The 19,928-nt window shown below is 40.9% G+C and carries 14 protein-coding genes; all 14 read left to right on the forward strand.

The window, feature by feature from the left end:
* Positions 1-9 precede the first annotated feature (9 nt).
* The 14 genes from IM797_RS17135 (at position 10) to IM797_RS17200 (ending at position 19,908) form a co-directional block, all read left to right on the forward strand.
* Positions 10-1,887, forward strand: coding sequence for an FAD-dependent oxidoreductase (locus IM797_RS17135; protein ID WP_228098919.1), 1,878 nt, complete (start codon positions 10-12; stop codon positions 1,885-1,887).
* A gap of 40 nt (positions 1,888-1,927) precedes the next feature.
* On the forward strand, positions 1,928-5,116 hold the full coding sequence (locus tag IM797_RS17140; RefSeq protein ID WP_194128385.1) for a TonB-dependent receptor: 3,189 nt from the start codon (positions 1,928-1,930) through the stop codon (positions 5,114-5,116).
* A 17-nt stretch (positions 5,117-5,133) separates the two neighbouring features.
* On the forward strand, positions 5,134-6,933 hold the full coding sequence (locus IM797_RS17145) for a RagB/SusD family nutrient uptake outer membrane protein (protein ID WP_194128386.1): 1,800 nt from the start codon (positions 5,134-5,136) through the stop codon (positions 6,931-6,933).
* Positions 6,934-6,968: 35 nt separating this feature from the next.
* The gene (locus IM797_RS17150; RefSeq protein WP_194128387.1) at positions 6,969-7,880 is read left to right on the forward strand and encodes a DUF5017 domain-containing protein; all 912 of its coding nucleotides are present in this window, start codon (positions 6,969-6,971) and stop codon (positions 7,878-7,880) included.
* 15 nt (positions 7,881-7,895) lie between these two features.
* The gene (locus tag IM797_RS17155) at positions 7,896-9,194 is read left to right on the forward strand and encodes an alpha amylase family protein (protein ID WP_194128388.1); all 1,299 of its coding nucleotides are present in this window, start codon (positions 7,896-7,898) and stop codon (positions 9,192-9,194) included.
* Between the two features lie 5 nt (positions 9,195-9,199).
* Positions 9,200-10,594: a DUF5009 domain-containing protein gene (locus IM797_RS17160; RefSeq protein ID WP_194128389.1), complete on the forward strand. Its 1,395-nt coding sequence runs from the start codon at positions 9,200-9,202 to the stop codon at positions 10,592-10,594.
* Positions 10,595-10,630: 36 nt separating this feature from the next.
* Positions 10,631-11,917 (forward strand): MFS transporter, encoded by a 1,287-nt coding sequence (locus IM797_RS17165; RefSeq protein ID WP_370583090.1) that lies wholly within the window; start codon positions 10,631-10,633, stop codon positions 11,915-11,917.
* Positions 11,918-11,948: 31 nt separating this feature from the next.
* The gene (locus IM797_RS17170; RefSeq protein ID WP_194128390.1) at positions 11,949-12,629 is read left to right on the forward strand and encodes a GDSL-type esterase/lipase family protein; all 681 of its coding nucleotides are present in this window, start codon (positions 11,949-11,951) and stop codon (positions 12,627-12,629) included.
* On the forward strand, positions 12,626-13,324 hold the full coding sequence (locus IM797_RS17175; RefSeq protein ID WP_228098920.1) for a GDSL-type esterase/lipase family protein: 699 nt from the start codon (positions 12,626-12,628) through the stop codon (positions 13,322-13,324). Before IM797_RS17170 ends, IM797_RS17175 begins: the two co-directional genes overlap by 4 nt.
* Positions 13,321-14,259 (forward strand): DUF4434 domain-containing protein, encoded by a 939-nt coding sequence (locus IM797_RS17180; RefSeq protein ID WP_194128391.1) that lies wholly within the window; start codon positions 13,321-13,323, stop codon positions 14,257-14,259. Before IM797_RS17175 ends, IM797_RS17180 begins: the two co-directional genes overlap by 4 nt.
* A gap of 7 nt (positions 14,260-14,266) precedes the next feature.
* A complete protein-coding gene (locus tag IM797_RS17185; protein WP_194128392.1) occupies positions 14,267-15,427 on the forward strand; it encodes an AGE family epimerase/isomerase in 1,161 nt (386 codons plus the stop codon).
* Positions 15,424-16,311: a hypothetical protein gene (locus IM797_RS17190; protein ID WP_194128393.1), complete on the forward strand. Its 888-nt coding sequence runs from the start codon at positions 15,424-15,426 to the stop codon at positions 16,309-16,311. Before IM797_RS17185 ends, IM797_RS17190 begins: the two co-directional genes overlap by 4 nt.
* A 216-nt stretch (positions 16,312-16,527) precedes the next feature.
* Positions 16,528-18,729, forward strand: coding sequence for a S46 family peptidase (locus tag IM797_RS17195; protein WP_194128394.1), 2,202 nt, complete (start codon positions 16,528-16,530; stop codon positions 18,727-18,729).
* Positions 18,730-19,047: 318 nt separating this feature from the next.
* Positions 19,048-19,908: an ROK family protein gene (locus IM797_RS17200; protein ID WP_194128395.1), complete on the forward strand. Its 861-nt coding sequence runs from the start codon at positions 19,048-19,050 to the stop codon at positions 19,906-19,908.
* Positions 19,909-19,928 lie beyond the last annotated feature (20 nt).

Raw genomic sequence — 19,928 nt, forward strand, 5'->3', positions numbered from 1 at the left:
GAACATCGAATGATGAAATTACTTTTAAAACTAACTTTTTTAAGCATTCTCCTATTGTTTTTTAACCTGCGCGTTTTTGCGGCTGTTGTAAAAGAATACCACACAGATTTGTTAATTGTAGGCGGTGGGGCCAGTGGTAGCACAGCAGCCATTCAGGCTGCGAGAATGGGTGTGAAAACATTGGTTATTGAAGAAACTACCTGGTTGGGCGGCATGCTGACTTCTGCGGGAGTTTCAGCAATAGATGGAAATCACAATATGCCGTCGGGTTTATGGGGCGAGTTCAGGGAGAAGTTATATCGTCATTATGGCGGGCCTAAGGCTGTAGAAACAGGTTGGGTGAGCAACACCTTGTTTGAACCCTCAATCGGCAATAAAATGTTGAAAGAACTTGCTCAGCATCCGAACCTGACCATTTGGTATCAAACAAACTGGACAAATATCAGCAGGGTAGCGAATCAATGGAAAGTGGAGTTGAAGGCCAATGGTAAATTGACTACAGTTTACGCGAAACTGATTATTGATGCAACGGAATTGGGCGATGTAATGGGCTTTTTAAAAATGCCATATCGCGTAGGAATGGATAGCCGATTTGATACAGGTGAGATCTTTGCGCCTGAAAAAGCCAATGATATCATTCAGGACATGACTTATGTGGTGGTGCTTAAGGATTTTGGAAAAGGTGCCGACAAAACAATTGCCAGACCAGCAGGATATGATCCAAAAGAGTTTGCCTGTGCTTGTGATGTGGCAGATCCAGCAGCTGAAGATCAAAAACCAAAAATAGACTGTAATCAGATGATCACTTACGGAAAGCTGCCCAATAATAAGTATATGATCAATTGGCCAAAATGTGGCAATGACATTTATCTGAACATTATTGAATTGAATCAAAAAGATCGTGAAGCTGCTTTAAAGGAAGCTAAACTTCATAGCTTACGGTTTGTTTATCATTTACAAACCCAGCTGGGTTTTAAAAATCTGGGAATTGCTGACGACGAATTTCCTACAGCAGATCATTTGCCGATGATTCCATACCACCGGGAAGCGAGAAGACTGGATGGCCAGGTTACCTTAAACGTAAATGATCTGACTGCCCCGTATGCACAGAAAACAAGTTTGTATAGAACGGGAATTGCCATTGGCGATTATCCGATTGACCACCATCATTTGAAAAATATAAATGCCCCTCAAATTGATTTCATCAAAATCAAAGTACCTTCTTATAACATTCCTTTAGGTGCCTTGGTGCCTAAAAATACCCCGGGTATCATTGTTGCCGAGAAGAGCATCAGCGTGACCAATATTGTTGCAGGTGCAAGCAGGTTACAGCCGGTTGTTTTGGGTATTGGTCAGGCAGCGGGTGCGCTTGCTGCGGTGGCCATTAAACATAAAATTGAGCCAGCTGAAGTTAAAATCAGGGAGGTGCAGTCTGCATTGCTGGAAAGTGGGGTATACCTGCTGCCTTTTATCGATGTAAAGCCTGATCAAAAGCACTTCAAAGCGATTCAACGCATTGGTGCTACCGGGATATTGAAGGGAACTGGTATTCCATTTAAATGGGCAAATCAAACCTGGTTTTATCCGGAACAGCCGGTAAACGAGTATGATCTTGTTTCCGGACTGAAATCTTATTATCCGGTAATGGATGGAATATTCCCTTCGGGAAAAATGGTTACAGCAGATTTTGCTGCAAGTGTATGCACTGCATTGTCAAAAAAAACAATTTCGGTTGAAGATTTTTCCAAGGTAGCTGCGGCACTGTCCTTAAACCAAAGTATACGTGCAAATACAATCCTGTCGCGCGAATCCCTGGCTGTCTTGATAGATCATTTCTTAAACCCTTTTGCCATAGCCATAGATTTTAACGGGCTGCCAAAAATTTAATAAAAACAAACTGAATCATATAATCTAACCAATTAACATTATGCAACAAATTTTTACAAAAAATAAGGAGAGGCTGCTCAGCTTTATGTGCCTCGTCCTTTTCATGTGCATGTCTTTTGCCGTGATGGGGCAAACCCGAACGGTTACGGGCCAGGTCAAAGACCTGAAAGGGCTGCCTTTGCCAGGTGTTACAGTGCTGATTAAAGGAAGTAAAACAATGGTGAACACTTCAAATAATGGCGCTTTTCAGATTAAATTGACGCCTGCTGATCAGGTATTACAGTTTAAATACATTGGATTTGAAGATAAAGAAGTTAGCCTTGGTCAGGAAACCGTAGTAAACGTTACCCTGAGAGAGTCTGTTTCACAGCTAAATGATGTGGTTGTTATTGGTTACGGTACTGCTGCAAGAAAAGACCTCACCGGATCAGTCGGTAGTGTGACAGTTGCCGATTTACAAAAGGCGCCGGTAAAATCATTTGATGAGGCTTTGGCTGGCCGGGTAGCTGGTGTTCAGGTTACCTCAAGTGAAGGACAACCCGGATCTCCAATTGAAATTACGATTCGTGGAAATAACTCGATTACTCAATTAAATTATCCTTTGGTGGTTATTGATGGTTTTCCAATGGAAGACCCTAACAATAGTGTTGTGAATCCATTAAATACATTGGATCCCAATGAAATAGAATCTATTGATATTTTGAAAGATGCTTCAGCAGCAGCCATATATGGAGCCAGAGGAGCGAATGGTGTGGTTATGGTAACCACAAAAAGAGGTAAACAGGGTGCTCCTGTAATTGCCTATAACGGTTATTATGGTTTACAGGAAAATAACAAAAGAATGGGTCTTTTAGGACCTTATGAATTTGTTAAGCTACAGAATGAGATTGATCCGATACGTACAAAAGCACTTTATTTTAAAGATGGCAGAACACTGGATAGTTATAAAGATCTGGCTGGTATCAATTGGGAAGATCAGGTTACCCGGATTGCACCTATGCAAAATCATTATATGTCGGTTATGGGTGGGACTGCAAAAACAAAATATAGTGTTTCCTTATCGCATGTAGGTCAGGATGGTATTATTCTGAATTCTGGATTTAAACGTACTCAGGGCAAAATGAGCTTGGATCAAGAGGTTTCTGACAAGCTAAAAGTTGGTTTTAACGCAACCTATGCAGATATTAAAACCTATGGTAGCCCAACTTCAACTGGTAATTTCAGCAATGAGCTGAATATGTTGTTTAGCGTTTGGGCTTTTAGGCCGGTAGCTGTAAATCCGGATCTCAATTTATTGGATTTAGCGAATGACCCGGAAGTTGAGCAAAGTGGTAACTTTACTTTCAATCCGGTATTGACCACTAAAAATGAGTTGCGTGAAACCTATGGCACAAGTTTTACAGCCAATGGTTATTTGGAATATACCATCATGAAAGATCTGAAGTTCAAATCTACAGCATCATTTAACCGAGGACTAAGAAGGGCGGATGTTTTTAATGGTTCGATGTCCAGAAGTGCGGCGACAGGAAATTATTTGGTGAATGGTACGCAAACCTATTACAACTCAACCGGCTGGCAGAATGCGAATACACTGACTTATGCTAAAAGGCTAAATAAAGCACATTATTTCGACGTAATGGCTGGCGTGTCTTTTGAAGGTAACCAGAGCCGTTCTTTAGGAGCTACCGCAGTGCTTTTACCAAGTGAAAGTTTGGGCTTAAGCGGCCTGGATGAAGGTAACCCATTGGCTATTAGTTCACTTTCGTCAAACTCCACACAAGCATCTTTTATTGGTAGGGCCAACTACAAGTTGTTTGACCGCTATATTTTTACAGCAACAATCAGAAGGGATGGCTCGTCGAGATTTTTAGGAGATAACAAATGGAGTAACTTTCCATCTTTAGGCGGCGCATGGCAAATTAATAATGAGTCATTTGCGAAAAATATAAAGTCGCTCTCCAACGCTAAGCTGAGGGCTTCATGGGGTAGAACCGGTAACAACCAGGTCTCTAATTTTGCCGCTTATCCGAGTTTGAACTACGCAAATCCGGATGGTTCATATCCAATCAACAATTCACCTGGTTACATGTTTAACAACAGCGATAACAAAGGGGTGATTTATTCAAGTTTGGGTAATGCCGACTTAAGATGGGAGACGACAGAACAAACCAATTTAGGTTTAGACCTTGGTTTTTTTAAGCAAAGACTAACATTTGAATTTGATTTGTACCAGAAAAAGACATTTGATCTTTTGTTGAATGCAAATTTACCGCCTACAACAGGTTACAACAGGGCGATTAAGAATATTGGCGCTACCCAAAACCGCGGATTTGAATTGACCGTAGGTTTTAGTCCGGTTCAAAATAAGGACTTTAGCTGGTCTTCTTCTTTCAATATTGCCTTCAACAGGAATAAAATACTTGAATTGACAGAAAATCAATTGCAATTGGTGACCAGTCAAAGCTGGGGTGACGACTGGAAAAATATTCCAGGCTATGTAGCCAAAATCGGTAGTCCGATAGCACAGTTTTATGGTTTGATCTTCGATGGAGTTTATGGTTATGATGATTTCATTAAGGTTGGGGATGTTTATACGTTGAAAGATAATGTTTCTTCTAATGGTGGAGCGAGAGCAAATGTAAAGCCCGGAGATGTAAAGTATAAAGATCTTAATGGGGATTTTCAAATTACAGAAAGTGATAAAACCGTTATTGGAAGTCCATATGCTAAATACACCGGTGGTATGAGCAACAATTTCACTTACAAGAATTTTGATTTGAATGTGTTCTTGCAGTGGTCGTACGGGAATGACATCATCAATGCCAACAGGATCTTATTTGAATCTTCATATAAATATGGATACAACCAGTATGCAACTTATGCGGACCGCTGGAGCCCGGAAAACACGGGTTCTAATATACCAGGTGTTGCTGCAGGAAAAGGATCATCTTTAAAAGCTTATTCAACCAGAATTATTGAGGACGGATCATTTTTGAGATTAAAAACAGTTTCTTTAGGCTACAATTTTTCGCCTGCTTTTGTAAGGAAATCCAAGGTCTTTAAAACAGGACGTATCTATGCCTCAGCACAGAACCTGTACACATGGACTAAATATTCAGGATATGATCCTGAAGTTTCTGTTCGGAATAGTGCATTAACGCCAGGATTTGATTACTCTGCTTATCCGCGGGCCCGTACAATTACCTTAGGAATCAACACTACTTTTTAACCAAAGAAATTAGATTTATGAAACGTATTTTATATAGCATAATCATATCCGGACTGGTACTTACTTCATCTTCATGTAAGAAATTTCTGGACACCACGCCAACAGATTTTTTATCCCCTAAAAACTTTTACAGAAATGAGGCCGATATCAATGCTGCGGTAACCAGTATCTATGATGTATTGGGGAAATCAGCAACCTACGGTCGGAGCTTCTATTTTGAAATGGATGTTGCTGACGATAGTTTTATTGCTTTATCGTCATGGACACAGGACATCGGTCTTTACAATTATAATCCTTCTGATACCAAGTTGACGGATGCCTGGATTGCCTTGTATAACGGCATCAACAGGGCCAATATGCTGATAGAAAATATTGACCAGGCAACAATGGATCCTGCAAAGAAAAAGGTCGCTTTAGGTGAAGCTTACTTTTTACGCGGTTATTATCATTTTATACTGGCCAATAACTGGGGTAATGTGCCTTTGAAACTTACTTCAACAGCCTCGGCTTCAGAAGTTAACAATGCCAATACTCCATATAAAGAAGTATACCTGCAGGTGGTTAGCGATATGGAAAAAGCAGCTGATATGGTAAACCCGATTTCCAGTTATACTTACGGTAGCCGGGTTACACAGTCTGTTGTATGGGGTATTTTAGCCCGTGTAAATTTAAAAATGGCTGGTGCGCCAATGCGGGATGTTTCTCGTTATGCCGAAGTGAAAAAATGGGCAGAAAAAGTGAAACAAGCAGGTCACAGTCTTAATCCGGATTACAAGCAGGTATTTATAAACATGTGTCAGGATAAGTACGATACCAAAGAAGTGATCTGGGAGGTTGAATTTGGTAAAAAGAACGGAACCCAGGATGAGGAAGGCTCTGTTGCTGCAATAAATGGCATTGGGGCAAATGCAACCATTGGTTTCAGTTATGGTGCTAAGCATACTACGGAGAGTTATTATAAATCATTTGATGATAATGATTTGCGTAGAGACTGGAACATCAGTGGTTATGCCTACGATACGAACAACGGTAAAGTTGCTTATGCTCCGTCACAGATTTATAATCGTTATGATGCCAAATGGAGGCGTGAATACGAGACGGCGCTGCCTAAATTTAATGGTACGACCTCCATTAACTTTCCATTATTGCGCTATTCTGATGTGCTGTTGATGCTAGCTGAAGCTGAAAATGAGATGAATGGGCCAACGCAAACTGCCATAGATGCTGTGAATGAAGTGAAACGCCGGGCGCATGGAAAAACCCTGGGTACTTTAGAGCAGGTGAAATCAGTAGCTGTAGTGAATGGTGGTGCTTATACTGTTGCTCCAACTGTTGTTTTCACAGGTGGGGGCGGTACAGGTGCAGCTGCAACGGCTGCTGTGGCGTCTGGTAAAATTGCCGCAATTTACATGATTAGTGGTGGTACAGGTTATACTTCTGCACCAACAATAACCTTTACAGGGGGTACAGGTGCAGGGGGAGCTACAGCAACTGCCACGCTTACTAAAATTGCGACCACTAATTTTGACCTTACTGCAGCGGAGACCGCTGGTAAAGATGATTTAAGGATTGTAATTCGTAAAGAAAGATCCCTTGAGCTCGGTTATGAAGGCCTGAGGCGCTTTGACCTGATTCGTTGGGGACAATTTTACTCAGCAATGAAAAGTGTTGCCAATGAGATTGTAACTACAGCCCCATCAACTTATACTTACGCTGCTAAATCCGGACAAAATGTTTCTGAAAAAGATACCTTGTTTGCTATTCCTGCTGCAGAGCTTAACTTGAATAAGGCCATCATCCAAAATAAAGGCTGGTAATGGTAATTGTAAATTTAATTCATAAAATTAAGAAAATGAATACATTAAGATATTTACTGGGCATCTTTGTTTTGCCTTTGATGGTAGCCTGCCAAAAAAATGAGCCAGTGACACCGTCGTTCGATGTTAAAACTTCAAAACTGGAATACAATAAAGGGGACTCTGTGACTTTTTCCATTAATGGTTACGCTGATATCATTTCTTTTTATTCCGGTGAGCCCGGTAAGGAATATCGGTACAAGGACAGAATTGAATCTGCAGATGCTAAATTGAATTTGAACATCACGACACAGGTACTTTTTGGTGCCCAGGCAGATAACCTGCACCTGATGTACTCCACAGATTTCAACAATACTTACAGTACCGATGGGATCAAAGCGGCAACCTGGACGGATATCACAAATAGGTTTACTCTGTGTTCAGCTGCAGCAGGTGCTGTTGGTGTAGCCACAGTTTCTGGCGACGTGGATTTGTCTGATCTTCCGGTTTCTGGTAAGCCTATTTATTTCGCATGGAAATGGATTGGTCAGGAAAGTACATCTGCGGCCTTGGGTGGTAGAACCTGGAGAATTACCGTGTTCAATTTATTCAATAAAACACCTGGGGGGAACGCCAGTATTGCATCCGTTACCTCGGCAGGTTGGTTAGCTGTTGATGTATTGAATACTGCAAATAAATGGACGATTCAAACGACAACGCCATTTTTATTCTTTGCTCCGGCAAGTACTTTATTGCCATCGGAAGACTGGGCAATAAGCAGGGCCTTGTTTCCAACGGCCGTAACGCCTGATGCAGGTACAGGTATTAAAGGGTATCTGGACAAAGTGAAGGATTTTAAATATGCATTTAACTCACCTGGTGTTTATACGGTAACTTTTATCGCCAAGAATACCAATAACCTGGGCTTAAAAGAAATTGTGAAGGAATTTACGATTACGGTTAAATAAGCAATATACCTACAAATGAAACTATATCTCAAATTGACTTTTATCTGCGTTTTCATCGGTCTTAGCGGACTGTTGAAAGCGCAGCAGAAGAATCTTTTATATTTCGATGCAACGGCCAATTACAAGCGCTTTGCGGATAAAGATTCTATCGTTTACTATCTGCAGAAATCGAAACAAGCTGGTGTTACCGATGTGATCATCGATGTAAAGCCAATTTCTGGAGAGGTATTGTATCCCAGTAAGATCGCACCTGTAATGAAAGAATGGCGGGGGTACACCAAAAAAGGTGGTTTTGACATGTTGGAAACCTTTATTGCCGAAGGACACAAGCTGGGTCTTACTGTACACGCTACGATTAATATTTTTAGTGGTGGTCATAATGAATTTAAAAGAGGGATTGTTTTTAGCGATAAAAAGAAACGCGGTTGGCAGTCGTTAAATTATACTGCTGCTGGATTAGTACCCATTACAAAAATTAAAAATAAATGGTCTGCAATGGTCAATCCGGCCAATAAGGAAGTACAGGATTATGAGTTGTCTGTGATGTTGGAACTTGCAGCCATGTATCCGAAACTGGATGGGATCATTTTAGACCGTGTGCGTTACGACAGTATAGAAGCTGATTTTTCGCCATTGTCTCAACAACTTTTTGAAAAATATATAGGTGTTAAAGTCCATAATTTTCCTGCTGACATTTACACTTATGATGCCGATAAAAAGCGGATTCCAGGTGTACATTACAAAAAATGGATAGCGTGGCGTGCAAAGGTAATCCACGACTTTTTTTATACCGCTAAAGCGGCGTTAAAAAAGAGTCAGCCGCAAATTAAATTTGGCGATTATACCGGTTCCTGGTATCCAACTTATTACGAAGTTGGCGTGAATTGGGCTAGTAAGGATTATGATCCGGCAGCAACATTTGATTGGGCAACTCCAGAATATAAAAATTATGGCTATGCAGAAGCACTTGATTTGTATACCACCGGAAGTTATTATTATGAAGTAAATAAATCCGAAGCCCAACATATTGATCTGAGTAAAGTGAGCAGGATAGAGGCGGGGCAGGGAAAGGGAAAAGACGATTGGTATACTGTGGAAGGTTCGGCTGAAATGGCCATGAAAATTACAAAGGGTAAAGTGCCGGTTTACGCAGGTATCTATGTAGAGCAATACAAAAAAGATGAAGCCCAGTTTGTCAAAGCATTGAAAATGTGTCGTAAGAAATCTGATGGGGTGATGGTTTTTGATATTGTACATGTCATCGAAAAGAACTGGTGGGAGAGCTTGAAACGAGGTTTAACAGAAGCACTGTAGTCTTTATGAAAAAGAGAGAACAAGCTTTAGATGCATTGAGGGGATTGGCGATATTGCTGATGGTATTGTCTAGCAGTGTTTCCTTTGGTATTTTACCCGCCTGGATGTACCATGCCCAGGTGCCGCCGCCATACCATGTTTTTAAACCGGAACTTCCGGGAATCACCTGGGTAGATTTGGTTTTTCCATTCTTCCTCTTTACTATGGGGGCTGCTATTCCTTTGGCATTACAAAAAAAGCTGACTGCACAACCTGTCTACAAAACAGTGGGGCAGATTATCCAGCGTTATTTGCTATTGGTCGTGTTTGCATTATTTACTTTTTATGCACGTGCCTGGGTAATGAGTGGAACGCCGGGTTGGAAAGAATATTTTTTATCTATCGGATGTTTCTTTGTGTTGTTCCTGATGTATGCCCGTTTCAGCGGACTCAAAAATATTAAAATGGCAGTGACGGTTAAAATTATTGGTTTCGCTTTGGCAGGGGCGTTTTTGATCTGGTATCCTTTTAAAAACGGGTTTAGTCTGGCCTCCAGTGACATCATCATCATTGTGCTGGCCAATATGGCTTTTTTCGGAACATTAATCTGGTGGTTTACCCGGAATCAACCTTTACTCAGGATCGGCATCTTACCTGTATTGATGGCCATATTGCTGACATCAAAAGATGCGGGAAGCTGGAATAGCGTGCTTTTTAACTGGTCGCCGGCCCCCTGGATGTATAAACTATATTACCTGAAGTACTTATTTATCGTATTACCTGGAACATTTGCAGGTGAGTGGCTCCTCAACAGAACTGCTGTGCCGATACAGGATGTATTGACAGGAACTAAAACAAAACTGCTTTGCATTGCTGGTTTATGTATGTTTTTGCTGATCAGTAATGTAGTTTGTCTGTATATGCGTTGGCTGGCTCCAAACCTATTCTTAACTGTGGCGGTTTCGTTGTTGTTATTACAATTACAAAAGAAAATGCCTGAGGGAGCTGACAAAACCTTATTTTCAAAATTTGTCAATACCGGTGTTTATCTGTTGGTTTTGGGCCTGTTTTTCGAGGCATTTGAAGGCGGGATTAAAAAGGACATCTCTACCTTTAGTTATTACTTTGTAAGCACCGGGCTGGCTTTTTTAGTGCTGCTGTCATTGAATATTTTCGAACGACTGGGGTATTTTTCAGCCACGATTACGTTCCTTGGTAATCAGGGTAAAAACCCCATGGTAGCTTATACAGCCGGAAACTTATTCCTTATTCCTTTACTGAAACTTACGGGAACAGAAGCTTATTTGGATAAATTGGCCAATTTACCAACTGGTGGTTTTTTACGGGGACTGGTTTTTACAGGTATCGTCTCCATAATCACCTTATGCTGTACACGCGCCAGAATGTTCTGGAAAACTTAAGTCTTCCATCTAAACTCATTTTAAAACAAATTCACTGTGTCAAAACTAAAAAATATAAGCCCGATTTACTGGATTCCAACCACCTGGTTCGCTATGGGCTTGCCTTTTGTGGCCTTGTCGGGCGCAAGTTCCATCATGTATAAAAACATGGGCATCTCGGATACGCAGATTGCCTTCTGGACTTCTCTGATTATGTTTCCCTGGACCATCAAACCATTATGGGGGCCATTTTTAGAAATGTATAAAACGAGAAAGTTTTTTGTTTATACCACCCAGATTTTTACTGGCGTATTGTTTGGTCTATTGGCTTTGACCTTGCAGATGGACCATTTCTTTAGTTTTTCAATTGCCATTTTAACCATCATTGCCATTAGTGGTTCTACCCATGATACTGCTGCAGACGGTGTATACTTAAACGAATTGACGCCGAAGTTACAGGCGAAATTTGTGGGCTGGCAGGGTGCGTTTTATAACATTGCCAAGGTTTTTTCCGGCGGTGTCCTGGTTTATTTTGCCGGACAACTGGAAAAGGAAATCGGGATAAAAAATGCCTGGATGATTGTCATGTTTGCCTACGGTATTATTATGATCTTACTTGGGTTATACAACATGCGTGTTTTACCTGCAGGTGAAGAAACCCAAAAGGTAAGTTCTGTTAAAGCAGGTTTTGTCACCTTAAAAGATGTGATTATCACTTTTTTCCAGAAGAAAAACATTTGGTTTAGCTTGTGTTTTATCGTGTTTTACCGGTTTGCAGAAGGACAGGCCATTAAAATTGTCCCTTTATTTTTTAAAGCTTCCAGAGCGAGTGGGGGATTGGGTTTAAGCACCTCCGAAATTGGTTTGCTTTACGGTGTTTTTGGATCGGTCGCATTCGTATTGGGTTCTATTGTTGCCGGATATTATGTGTCCAATAAAGGTTTAACCAAAAGAACCCTGCTGATCTTGTGCGCATTTTTTAACCTTCCATTTGCCGCTTATGCTTTTTTGGCTGTAACCATGCCACATGATTTGTACATCATTGCCTCGGCTGTAGCCATTGAATATTTTGGTTACGGCTATGGGTTTGTAGGCCTGATCCTGTTCATGATGCAAAATATTGCCCCTGGTAAATACAAAATGGCCCATTATGCTTTTGGTAGTGGTTTGATGAACCTGGGTTTTATGATCCCGTCAATGATTAGTGGTTTGCTGAGTGACTACCTTGGCTATAAGGAGTTTTTTATTTGGGTGTTGATCGCCACAATTCCTGCCTTTATAGTGACCTGGCTGGTTCCATTGATGCCGGTAACTGAAGAAAAAACTGAAGAAGTAACGTTGTAATCGTTGTATCATGCTGATAAACAAGTTTAAGATGAACAGATTGTTTTTTACCGGGCTATTATTTCTTGGATTCCCTTGTATTGCGAATGCCCAGGACACGCTTGCGATAGACAGTAGCTATGCCAATGGGCATTACCTGCAGCGGCTTGATTTTTTCAAGAAAATGCCCAATCAGAAGAAAGAAATCGCTTTTGTAGGTAACAGCATTACCGAAGGGGGGAAGTGGCAGGAATTAATCCCCAACAAACACGTCGTTAACAGGGGAATTAGTGGTGATGTTACTTACGGTATTCTGGCGCGTTTAGACGAAGTATTGGCTTCGAAACCGCTTAAGATCTTTCTGTTGTGTGGCATTAATGACATGAAAAGAGGAACGCCCAATGAGGTAATCCTGGCCAATTACCTGCGTATGATTAAACAGATCAAAGCCGAGTCGCCTGCAACACAGATTTATTTTCAGAGTGTATTGCCAGTGAATATTGCAATGCTGCCTAAATCCTATGAAAAGCTTTCTAATGCAAAAATATCTGCCTTAAATGAAGGTTTAAACGCACTTTGTAAAGCTTACGGGCTACATTATGTAAATCTACACGCCGTTTTCGCTGATGGAAATGGTGAATTAAAAAAAGAGTTGAGCATTGATGGATTACATCTTAAATCTGCAGCATATATCATTTGGGCAGCTCATTTAAAGAAAGAACATTTATTATGATAAAAGAGCTAACCTACAGCAGCTTCATGATAGGCGTCGCGCTCATGTGCGCGGCGAGCGTTAAAGCGCAGCAAACCGTAAAAATTGATAGCAATTATGCCAATAGCTATTATCAGCAAAGGGTTGAATATTTTAACCAGATGTCCATTCCAAAAAATGCCATCATCTTTCTGGGAAACAGCATTACAGAACGGGGGGAATGGCAGGAAATTTTATCAGGTTCTCCTTATCCAATCATCAACAGGGGAGTTGGTGGTGACAATTCCTTCGGTATTTTAGCCAGGATGGACCGCATTCTTAAGGCAAAGCCACATTCCATTTTTTTAATGGACGGCATTAATGATTTGTTCAGGAAATTACCAAATGAGGTGAGTGTCAATAATTATAGACGAATTGTCCGGTTGATTAAGCTAAAATCACCGAAAACAAAGATTTACATAGAAAGTGCCTTACCCATTAATGAAGAAATGACCAAAGAGCCTTATACTAAGGGGCGCAATAAATTGGTTCCATTGCTCAATGAAAAGATTAAAGCAATGGCGCTCGAAGAACAAATTACTTATATAAACATATGCCCGGTTTTTCAGGACGAAGCTGGTAATTTAAAAAAAGAGATTACACCTGACGGTGTGCATCTTAAAGCCAGCGCCTATATGGATTGGGTAGCCTATTTAAAAGCACAAAAATACTTATGAAGATCACAGGAACATTTATAGACGAGATTTCTCATGATATTCCGCATCAAAACTGGGGCCGGATGGAATGGGACAGGGATTTTGCCCACATGAAGTCGGTGGGTATCGATACCGTCATCCTGATCAGGAGCGGATACCGCCGTTTCATTACTTATCCTTCAACTTACCTTAAAGATACTTTTGGTTGTTACCATCCCCCTGTTGATTTGGTGGAGCTATTTCTGCAACTGGCCGATAAGTATCAGATGAAGTTTTATTTCGGTTTGTACGATAGCGGCAAATATTGGGATACCGGAAACCTGCAGCATGAAATTGATTCCAACCGTTATGTCATTGATGAGGTATGGAAGCAATATGGACATTATAAGAGCTTTGGCGGCTGGTACCTGAGCATGGAGATCAGTAGGCGTACAAAAGGCGCTACAGAAGCATTCAGAACTCTGGGCTTGCAGTGTAAAGGGGTAAGTGACGGCTTGCCTACCCTGATTTCGCCCTGGATTGATGGTAAAAAAGCAGTCATGGCAGCTTCTGCTGATTTAACCAAGCAAGATGCAGTATCGCTTCAGGAACATGAAAAAGAATGGGGCGAAATATTTGAAGGAATTAGTGGTGCTGTTGATGCTGTAGCCTTTCAGGACGGGCATATTGACTATCATGAGCTGGATGATTTTTTTGCGGTAAACAAAAAGATCGCAGATCAGTATGGTTTGCAATGCTGGACCAATGCCGAGAGTTTTGACCGCGACATGCCGATTAAATTTTTACCCATAAAATTTGAAAAACTGAAGTTGAAATTAGATGCTGCACGCCGTGCCGGTTACGATAAGGCGATCACTTTTGAGTTTTCGCATTTTATGAGTCCGCAGTCTGCCTACACACAAGCCGGACATTTATTTAACAGATATAAAGAATACCTACAAGGATTGACAATTTGAGTGAGCGATGATGAATTACAGTGAAATTTACGAGCAAGAGTTATTAGATAATGTGATGCCATTTTGGATGAAATATTCCATAGATGAAGAGAATGGTGGTTATTTCAATTGTTTAGACCGTTTTGGAAATGTGTTTGATACCGATAAGTTTATGTGGTTGCAAGCCAGGGAAGTCTGGACTTTTGCTACTTTGTATCATGAACAGGAGCAGAAACCAGCATGGCTGGCTGCGGCTAAACACGGAGCTGATTTTTTAGAATCACATGGCCGGGATGAAGCCGGAAACTGGTACTTTTCATTGGATCAGTTTGGCAATCCACTGGTGCAGCCGTACAATATTTTTTCCGACTGCTTCGCCTGCATGGCATTTGCAGCATTATACAAAGCAGATCCGCAACCAAAATACGCGGAAATTGCGAAAAGTACGTTCGATAATATTTTAAAAAGAAGAGCCAATCCGAAAGGAAAATACAATAAGGCTTTTCCAGGTACAAGGGCACTGAAAAATTTCGCCTTGCCGATGATTTTAAGCAACCTTTCTTTAGAGATGGAGCATTTGTTGGATCAACAGGTGGTTGACGGACTGCTGAAAGATGTAATCCATGAAGTTATGGATGTTTTCTATCAGCAGGATACTGGGCTGATTCTTGAAAATGTAAATCTGGACGGTTCTTTTTCAGACTCGTTTGATGGGCGGTTGGTAAACCCGGGACATATCATTGAGGCCATGTGGTTCATGATGGATCTTGGTGTTCGTTTAAACGATAAAAGACTGATTGAAAAAGCTACAGATATCGCCTTGAAAAGTTTGGATTATGGCTGGGACAAAGAGTTTGGCGGTATATTCTATTTCCTGGATATTAAAAATAAGCCGGTTCAACAATTGGAATGGGATCAGAAACTCTGGTGGGTGCACCTGGAGTCATTGGTGTGTATGGCGAAAGGCTATGCACTTACCGGAAGAACGGAGTGTAAAGACTGGTTTGAAAAATTACATGCGTACACCTGGTCCCATTTCCGCGATCCGGAGCATGGTGAATGGTTCGCTTATCTGAACAGAAGGGGAGAAGTCTTATTGCCTTTAAAGGGAGGTAAATGGAAGTGTTGTTTTCATGTGCCAAGAGCCCTGTTCCAGATTGCTCAAACTATGAAACAGGTTGTTGCATGATGAGGAATTTATTATTGGGATTGATTATCCCTTCCGTAGCTGCTTTGGCTTATTCAGGTCCTATTCCAAAAGCTATTGAAGCAATACAGGTTAGTCCGGGTGATTCGGTTTTTTTTAAAAATGAGGTAAAGCCAGATAAAAGCAAGCCTTGTTTTAACGGTGCTTATTATCGGAAAGCAGTATCGAGTAAAGATGTGTGGCTGGGCATATCCGGTACCGTTATACTTCCCAGGATTACTTTTGATCAAACCAGACGGAATAAGCGAAATCCAGCTCAGTTTTTAGACAACCCGTCTGTTTACATGGGCGGGAATATGAATGAACAGGAAACGGATGTGGGACTGACCTGGGCTGTGATCAAAGATGAAGCCGGTAAAATTAGTTCAGAAAGAAAAGCCTTTCGTCCGTTTTTTAGAAGGACAGCTTTTGCTAAAACGGGGCAAAAGGATATCTGGCAGAATGCACCGGCTCAAAAGGAGTTTTATTGGTATCCTGGAGAAGAAGTTCAAATGTCGCTTCAGGTAATTGCAGAAGGCAAACTCAGGTTTGTTGTAGAAGGTGCTGGAAAACACTTTCAAGCTGATTTTGAAAGTGACGGGTACCATATGAATGGTATTGGCGAGTTTAAACGCGTGAACGCGATTGATCAGGTTGGTAACGAGGGGAAGGCAGCTCAACCTACAGCAACCAAAGTGGAGGGGGCAACCTGGAAGAAAACAAATCTGTTCAGGTTACATCTTGGAAAAGTTATTCAAGTTCCCATGCATCAATACCGGTTTACCGATATGCGTTGTCCAGATGTGAAGTATTTTAACATCAAAGCGGATAAAAAACAACAGGCGATAGGTGCAGAGACCATCAATATCTCTGGCGTCCCTAACTAAACCCCGCTAATGCATTTGTGTTTTAGAAAAAAATTACCTGCTCAACATTTATCTGGTAATTTTTTACATTGCTCTTGCCGCCCTGCCTGGAAAAAAATCACCTGCTCAGAGGAAGCCTAGGCGCTTTTGCCCTTCCGCAACAGATGCCAGACTCCAAAGAGAATGGTTATTTTTTATTATTATATTTGACGCCAACACTAACTAATATATTATCATATGAAAAGAACAGTTTACTTGCTGTTGTGCGTAATGTTACTGTCTTTTGCCAATGCGGTAAAAGCTGATGAAGGGATGTGGATCCCTATGCTGATAGGTAAAAACTATGAGCAGATGAAAAAACAAGGTTTCAAGCTTACTGCTAAAGATCTTTACAACGCCAATGGTTCAAGCTTAAAAGATGCTATCGTTCATTTTGGTGGCTTCTGTACTGGAGAGATCGTCTCTGACAAAGGTTTGATCTTCACCAATCACCATTGTGGTTACGATGCAATTGCTTCAAATTCCACGCCTCAAAATAACATCCTTGACAATGGTTTTTATGCGAAGAACTATGGCGAAGAAAAACCAATCAGTGGATTGTTTGTTCGTTTCCTGCAAAGGATGGAAGATGTTACTGCAAAAGTTGATGCAGCAACCAAAGGTTTAAGCGGTGCTGCTAAAGATGCTAAAATGACCGAGATATTCAATGAAATTGCTAAAGCTGCAACTACAGGTCCGACAATTGAGGCGAATGTAAAGGATTTTTATAAATCGAACCAGTTTATCCTGTTTGTATACGAACGTTTTGATGATGTTCGTTTGGTGGGTACACCGCCGCAAAATATTGGTAAATTTGGTGGTGATACTGACAACTGGGAATGGCCACGTCAGACCGGTGACTTCTCTGTGTTCCGTGTATATTCATCAACAGGCAACCAGCCTGCGAACTATAACGTTCAGAATGTGCCTTACAAACCAAAGAAATTCCTTCCGGTTTCAATCAAAGGAGTTAAAAATGGCGACTTCTCGATGATTTATGGTTATCCTGGTCGTACAGACAGGTACCTGACTTCTTACGGAGTTGATCTGGCAACGCAAAAGGTGAGTCCGACTATCGTGAAGTTGCGTGACATTCGCTTAAAAGCCTGGAAAGCAGAGATGGATAAAGACGTGAGTCTGCGTTTAAAACTTTCTTCCAAATATGCGCAAATCGCCAATTACTGGAAATATTTTATCGGTCAGACTGAGCAATTGAAACGTCTGAAAGTTGCCGAATCAAAAAGAACAGAAGAGAAAGCCTTTACACAATGGGCTGCTCAAAAAACTGAGTTTGCTGGTTTAATGGAGCAATATGATCAGATTTATAAAGACATTGATCCGATTTCTGTACAACGTACTTACATCAATGAAGGTTTCCAGGCTTCACAATGGGCTGCCAATGCAGGTCCATTAGGTAAGGCTTTGATCGCGGTTTCCAAGAAAAAAGATGATGCCGCTTATGTGCAACAGGTTCAGGGTAATATAAACGCTGCACTTGCTGCTTACGAAGAGACTTATACTGAAACGGCAGACAAAAAAATCTTCTCTCAGATACTGGCTTCTTTTTATAAAGACGTTCCGGTAAAATCCCAGCCGAAATTTTTCGCAGAAATTGCAGAGAAATATTGGAGTGGCAGCCCGGAGGCTACTTTTGATAAATATGCCAATTACCTATGGGAAAACAGTAACTTTATCAAACCGGAGAAATTGAAAGCATTTGTGGCTTCAAATCCTTCGGCAGAGGCGATCGCAAAAGATCCAGGATATCAGTATGCTTTAAATATCATTCCTGCAGAATACATCAAAGCCAATTTTGGGTCTGTAGTAGCAGATTTTGAAAAGAAAAAAGCAGAACTGGATCATTCTTACCTGAAGGCTATTTTGGAAAAAAATGCTGGAAAGATCATGTATCCCGATGCCAATTCTACCATGCGTTTAAGTTATGGTAATGTGCAGGATTATTCTCCAAAAGATGGTATGGTGTATAAAACGACCACCACTATTGATGGGGTAATGCAAAAATATATTCCTGGCGATAGCGAGTTTGATTTGCCAGCTAACCTGATCGAAAACTACAATAAAAAGAACTTTGGTCAGTATGGTAACGATGGTACACTAACCGTAGGATTTATTACCAACAATGACATTACCGGCGGTAACTCAGGCTCACCTGTGATCAATGGCAATGGCGAATTGATTGGTTTAGCTTTTGATGGTAATTGGGAAGCCATGAGTGGTGATATTGCTTTCGATAAGAAGTTTAAACGTACCATTTGTGTGGATGTACGCTATGTATTGTGGTGTATTGACGTTTTGGGTGGTGCTAAAAACATCATTGATGAGCTTGACATCAGAAAAGCGGGAGTTGAACCTGTTAAAAAAGTGAAAGCGAAGAAATAGTCCAGATATTGTTGGAAAATAACCGGTAACTTAACACAGTTCTCGTGCAGAATACGCGTAAGTAATGAAGCATGACAGGTATGAAAAGAGGATGATCATAATCATCCTCTTTTTGCGTTTTTAAAGCGATTAATTTTCTTATTTTTGGTTCTATTAATCATTTGTTAAACATTTATTAATAATCCATTTTAAGTTTGAACTGTAATCACCAACCAAATAGAAATTAAAATATATGCTCGAAGTAATACCCGTTACGCAATCGATTGACTACAGGCTTGTGCCAGCTTCGTCACAAATGAAATCTAAATGACAAATACTATGGAGAAAATTATTTTAAGCGCTGATATCGGCGGATCACACATCACTGCCGCACTTATAGATCTGGAAAAAAAACAAGAAGTCAAAGATTCATGGTCAAGATCAAAATTGGATTCTCAAGCTAGTGCAGCAGATATCATTGAAGCCTGGGCCCAAACTTTAGAGAATTCCTGTAAAGGTTATGACATGACTTCGCTTAAAGTCAATATAGCCATGCCGGGACCTATGAATTATGGTAAAGGAATCAGTAAAATTAAAGACCAGGGTAAATATGAGGCACTCTATAACTTGAATATTAAGGCGCTGCTGGCGAACCGCCTCGGCATAAAGCCCTCTGCCATCCATTTTATAAATGATGCGGCATGCTTTTTAAGAGGTGAAGTTTTTAGCGGAAGTCTGGAAGGTTATGATCACGCTATAGGTTTAACATTAGGGACAGGCCTTGGTACATCCTACCTGGTGAATGGTAAGGCCGTTGATTCCGGCTTATGGTGTATGCCTTTTTTAAAAGGTATAGCAGAAGATTACATTTCTACGCGATGGTTCATCAACCGCTTTGCGGAATTGAGTGGGATAACGATCAAAGACGTTAAAGATCTGATTGATAACCACGCCGGTACCCCTCATTTTAATGCTGTATTTTCCGAATTCAGTTTAAATCTGGCTAATTTTATCCATAAGTTTATTCGCAAGAAAATGCCTTTGGCAGTAGTTTTAGGCGGTAACATTGCCCATGCTGACGCACATTTTATAGAAAATACCAGAAGACACCTGGCTACACTTATGGGATATAGCCTACCCATAAAAAAATCTGTTTTGGGAGAGAAAGCCGCTTTATTGGGGGCAGGGTCGGCGAATTAAAATATCTCTGTTAATCTAAA

This window comes from Pedobacter sp. MC2016-24 (assembly GCF_015223055.1).
Taxonomy (GTDB): domain Bacteria; phylum Bacteroidota; class Bacteroidia; order Sphingobacteriales; family Sphingobacteriaceae; genus Pedobacter.

Coding starts and splice junctions, on each gene's coding strand:
- IM797_RS17140 (WP_194128385.1), top strand. CDS start 1,928: ATGCAACAAATTTTTACAAAAAATAAGGAGAGGCTGCTCAGCTTTATG.
- IM797_RS17200 (WP_194128395.1), top strand. CDS start 19,048: ATGGAGAAAATTATTTTAAGCGCTGATATCGGCGGATCACACATCACT.
- IM797_RS17145 (WP_194128386.1), top strand. CDS start 5,134: ATGAAACGTATTTTATATAGCATAATCATATCCGGACTGGTACTTACT.
- IM797_RS17160 (WP_194128389.1), top strand. CDS start 9,200: ATGAAAAAGAGAGAACAAGCTTTAGATGCATTGAGGGGATTGGCGATA.
- IM797_RS17180 (WP_194128391.1), top strand. CDS start 13,321: ATGAAGATCACAGGAACATTTATAGACGAGATTTCTCATGATATTCCG.
- IM797_RS17195 (WP_194128394.1), top strand. CDS start 16,528: ATGAAAAGAACAGTTTACTTGCTGTTGTGCGTAATGTTACTGTCTTTT.
- IM797_RS17155 (WP_194128388.1), top strand. CDS start 7,896: ATGAAACTATATCTCAAATTGACTTTTATCTGCGTTTTCATCGGTCTT.
- IM797_RS17190 (WP_194128393.1), top strand. CDS start 15,424: ATGATGAGGAATTTATTATTGGGATTGATTATCCCTTCCGTAGCTGCT.
- IM797_RS17170 (WP_194128390.1), top strand. CDS start 11,949: ATGAACAGATTGTTTTTTACCGGGCTATTATTTCTTGGATTCCCTTGT.
- IM797_RS17135 (WP_228098919.1), top strand. CDS start 10: ATGATGAAATTACTTTTAAAACTAACTTTTTTAAGCATTCTCCTATTG.
- IM797_RS17175 (WP_228098920.1), top strand. CDS start 12,626: ATGATAAAAGAGCTAACCTACAGCAGCTTCATGATAGGCGTCGCGCTC.
- IM797_RS17150 (WP_194128387.1), top strand. CDS start 6,969: ATGAATACATTAAGATATTTACTGGGCATCTTTGTTTTGCCTTTGATG.
- IM797_RS17185 (WP_194128392.1), top strand. CDS start 14,267: ATGATGAATTACAGTGAAATTTACGAGCAAGAGTTATTAGATAATGTG.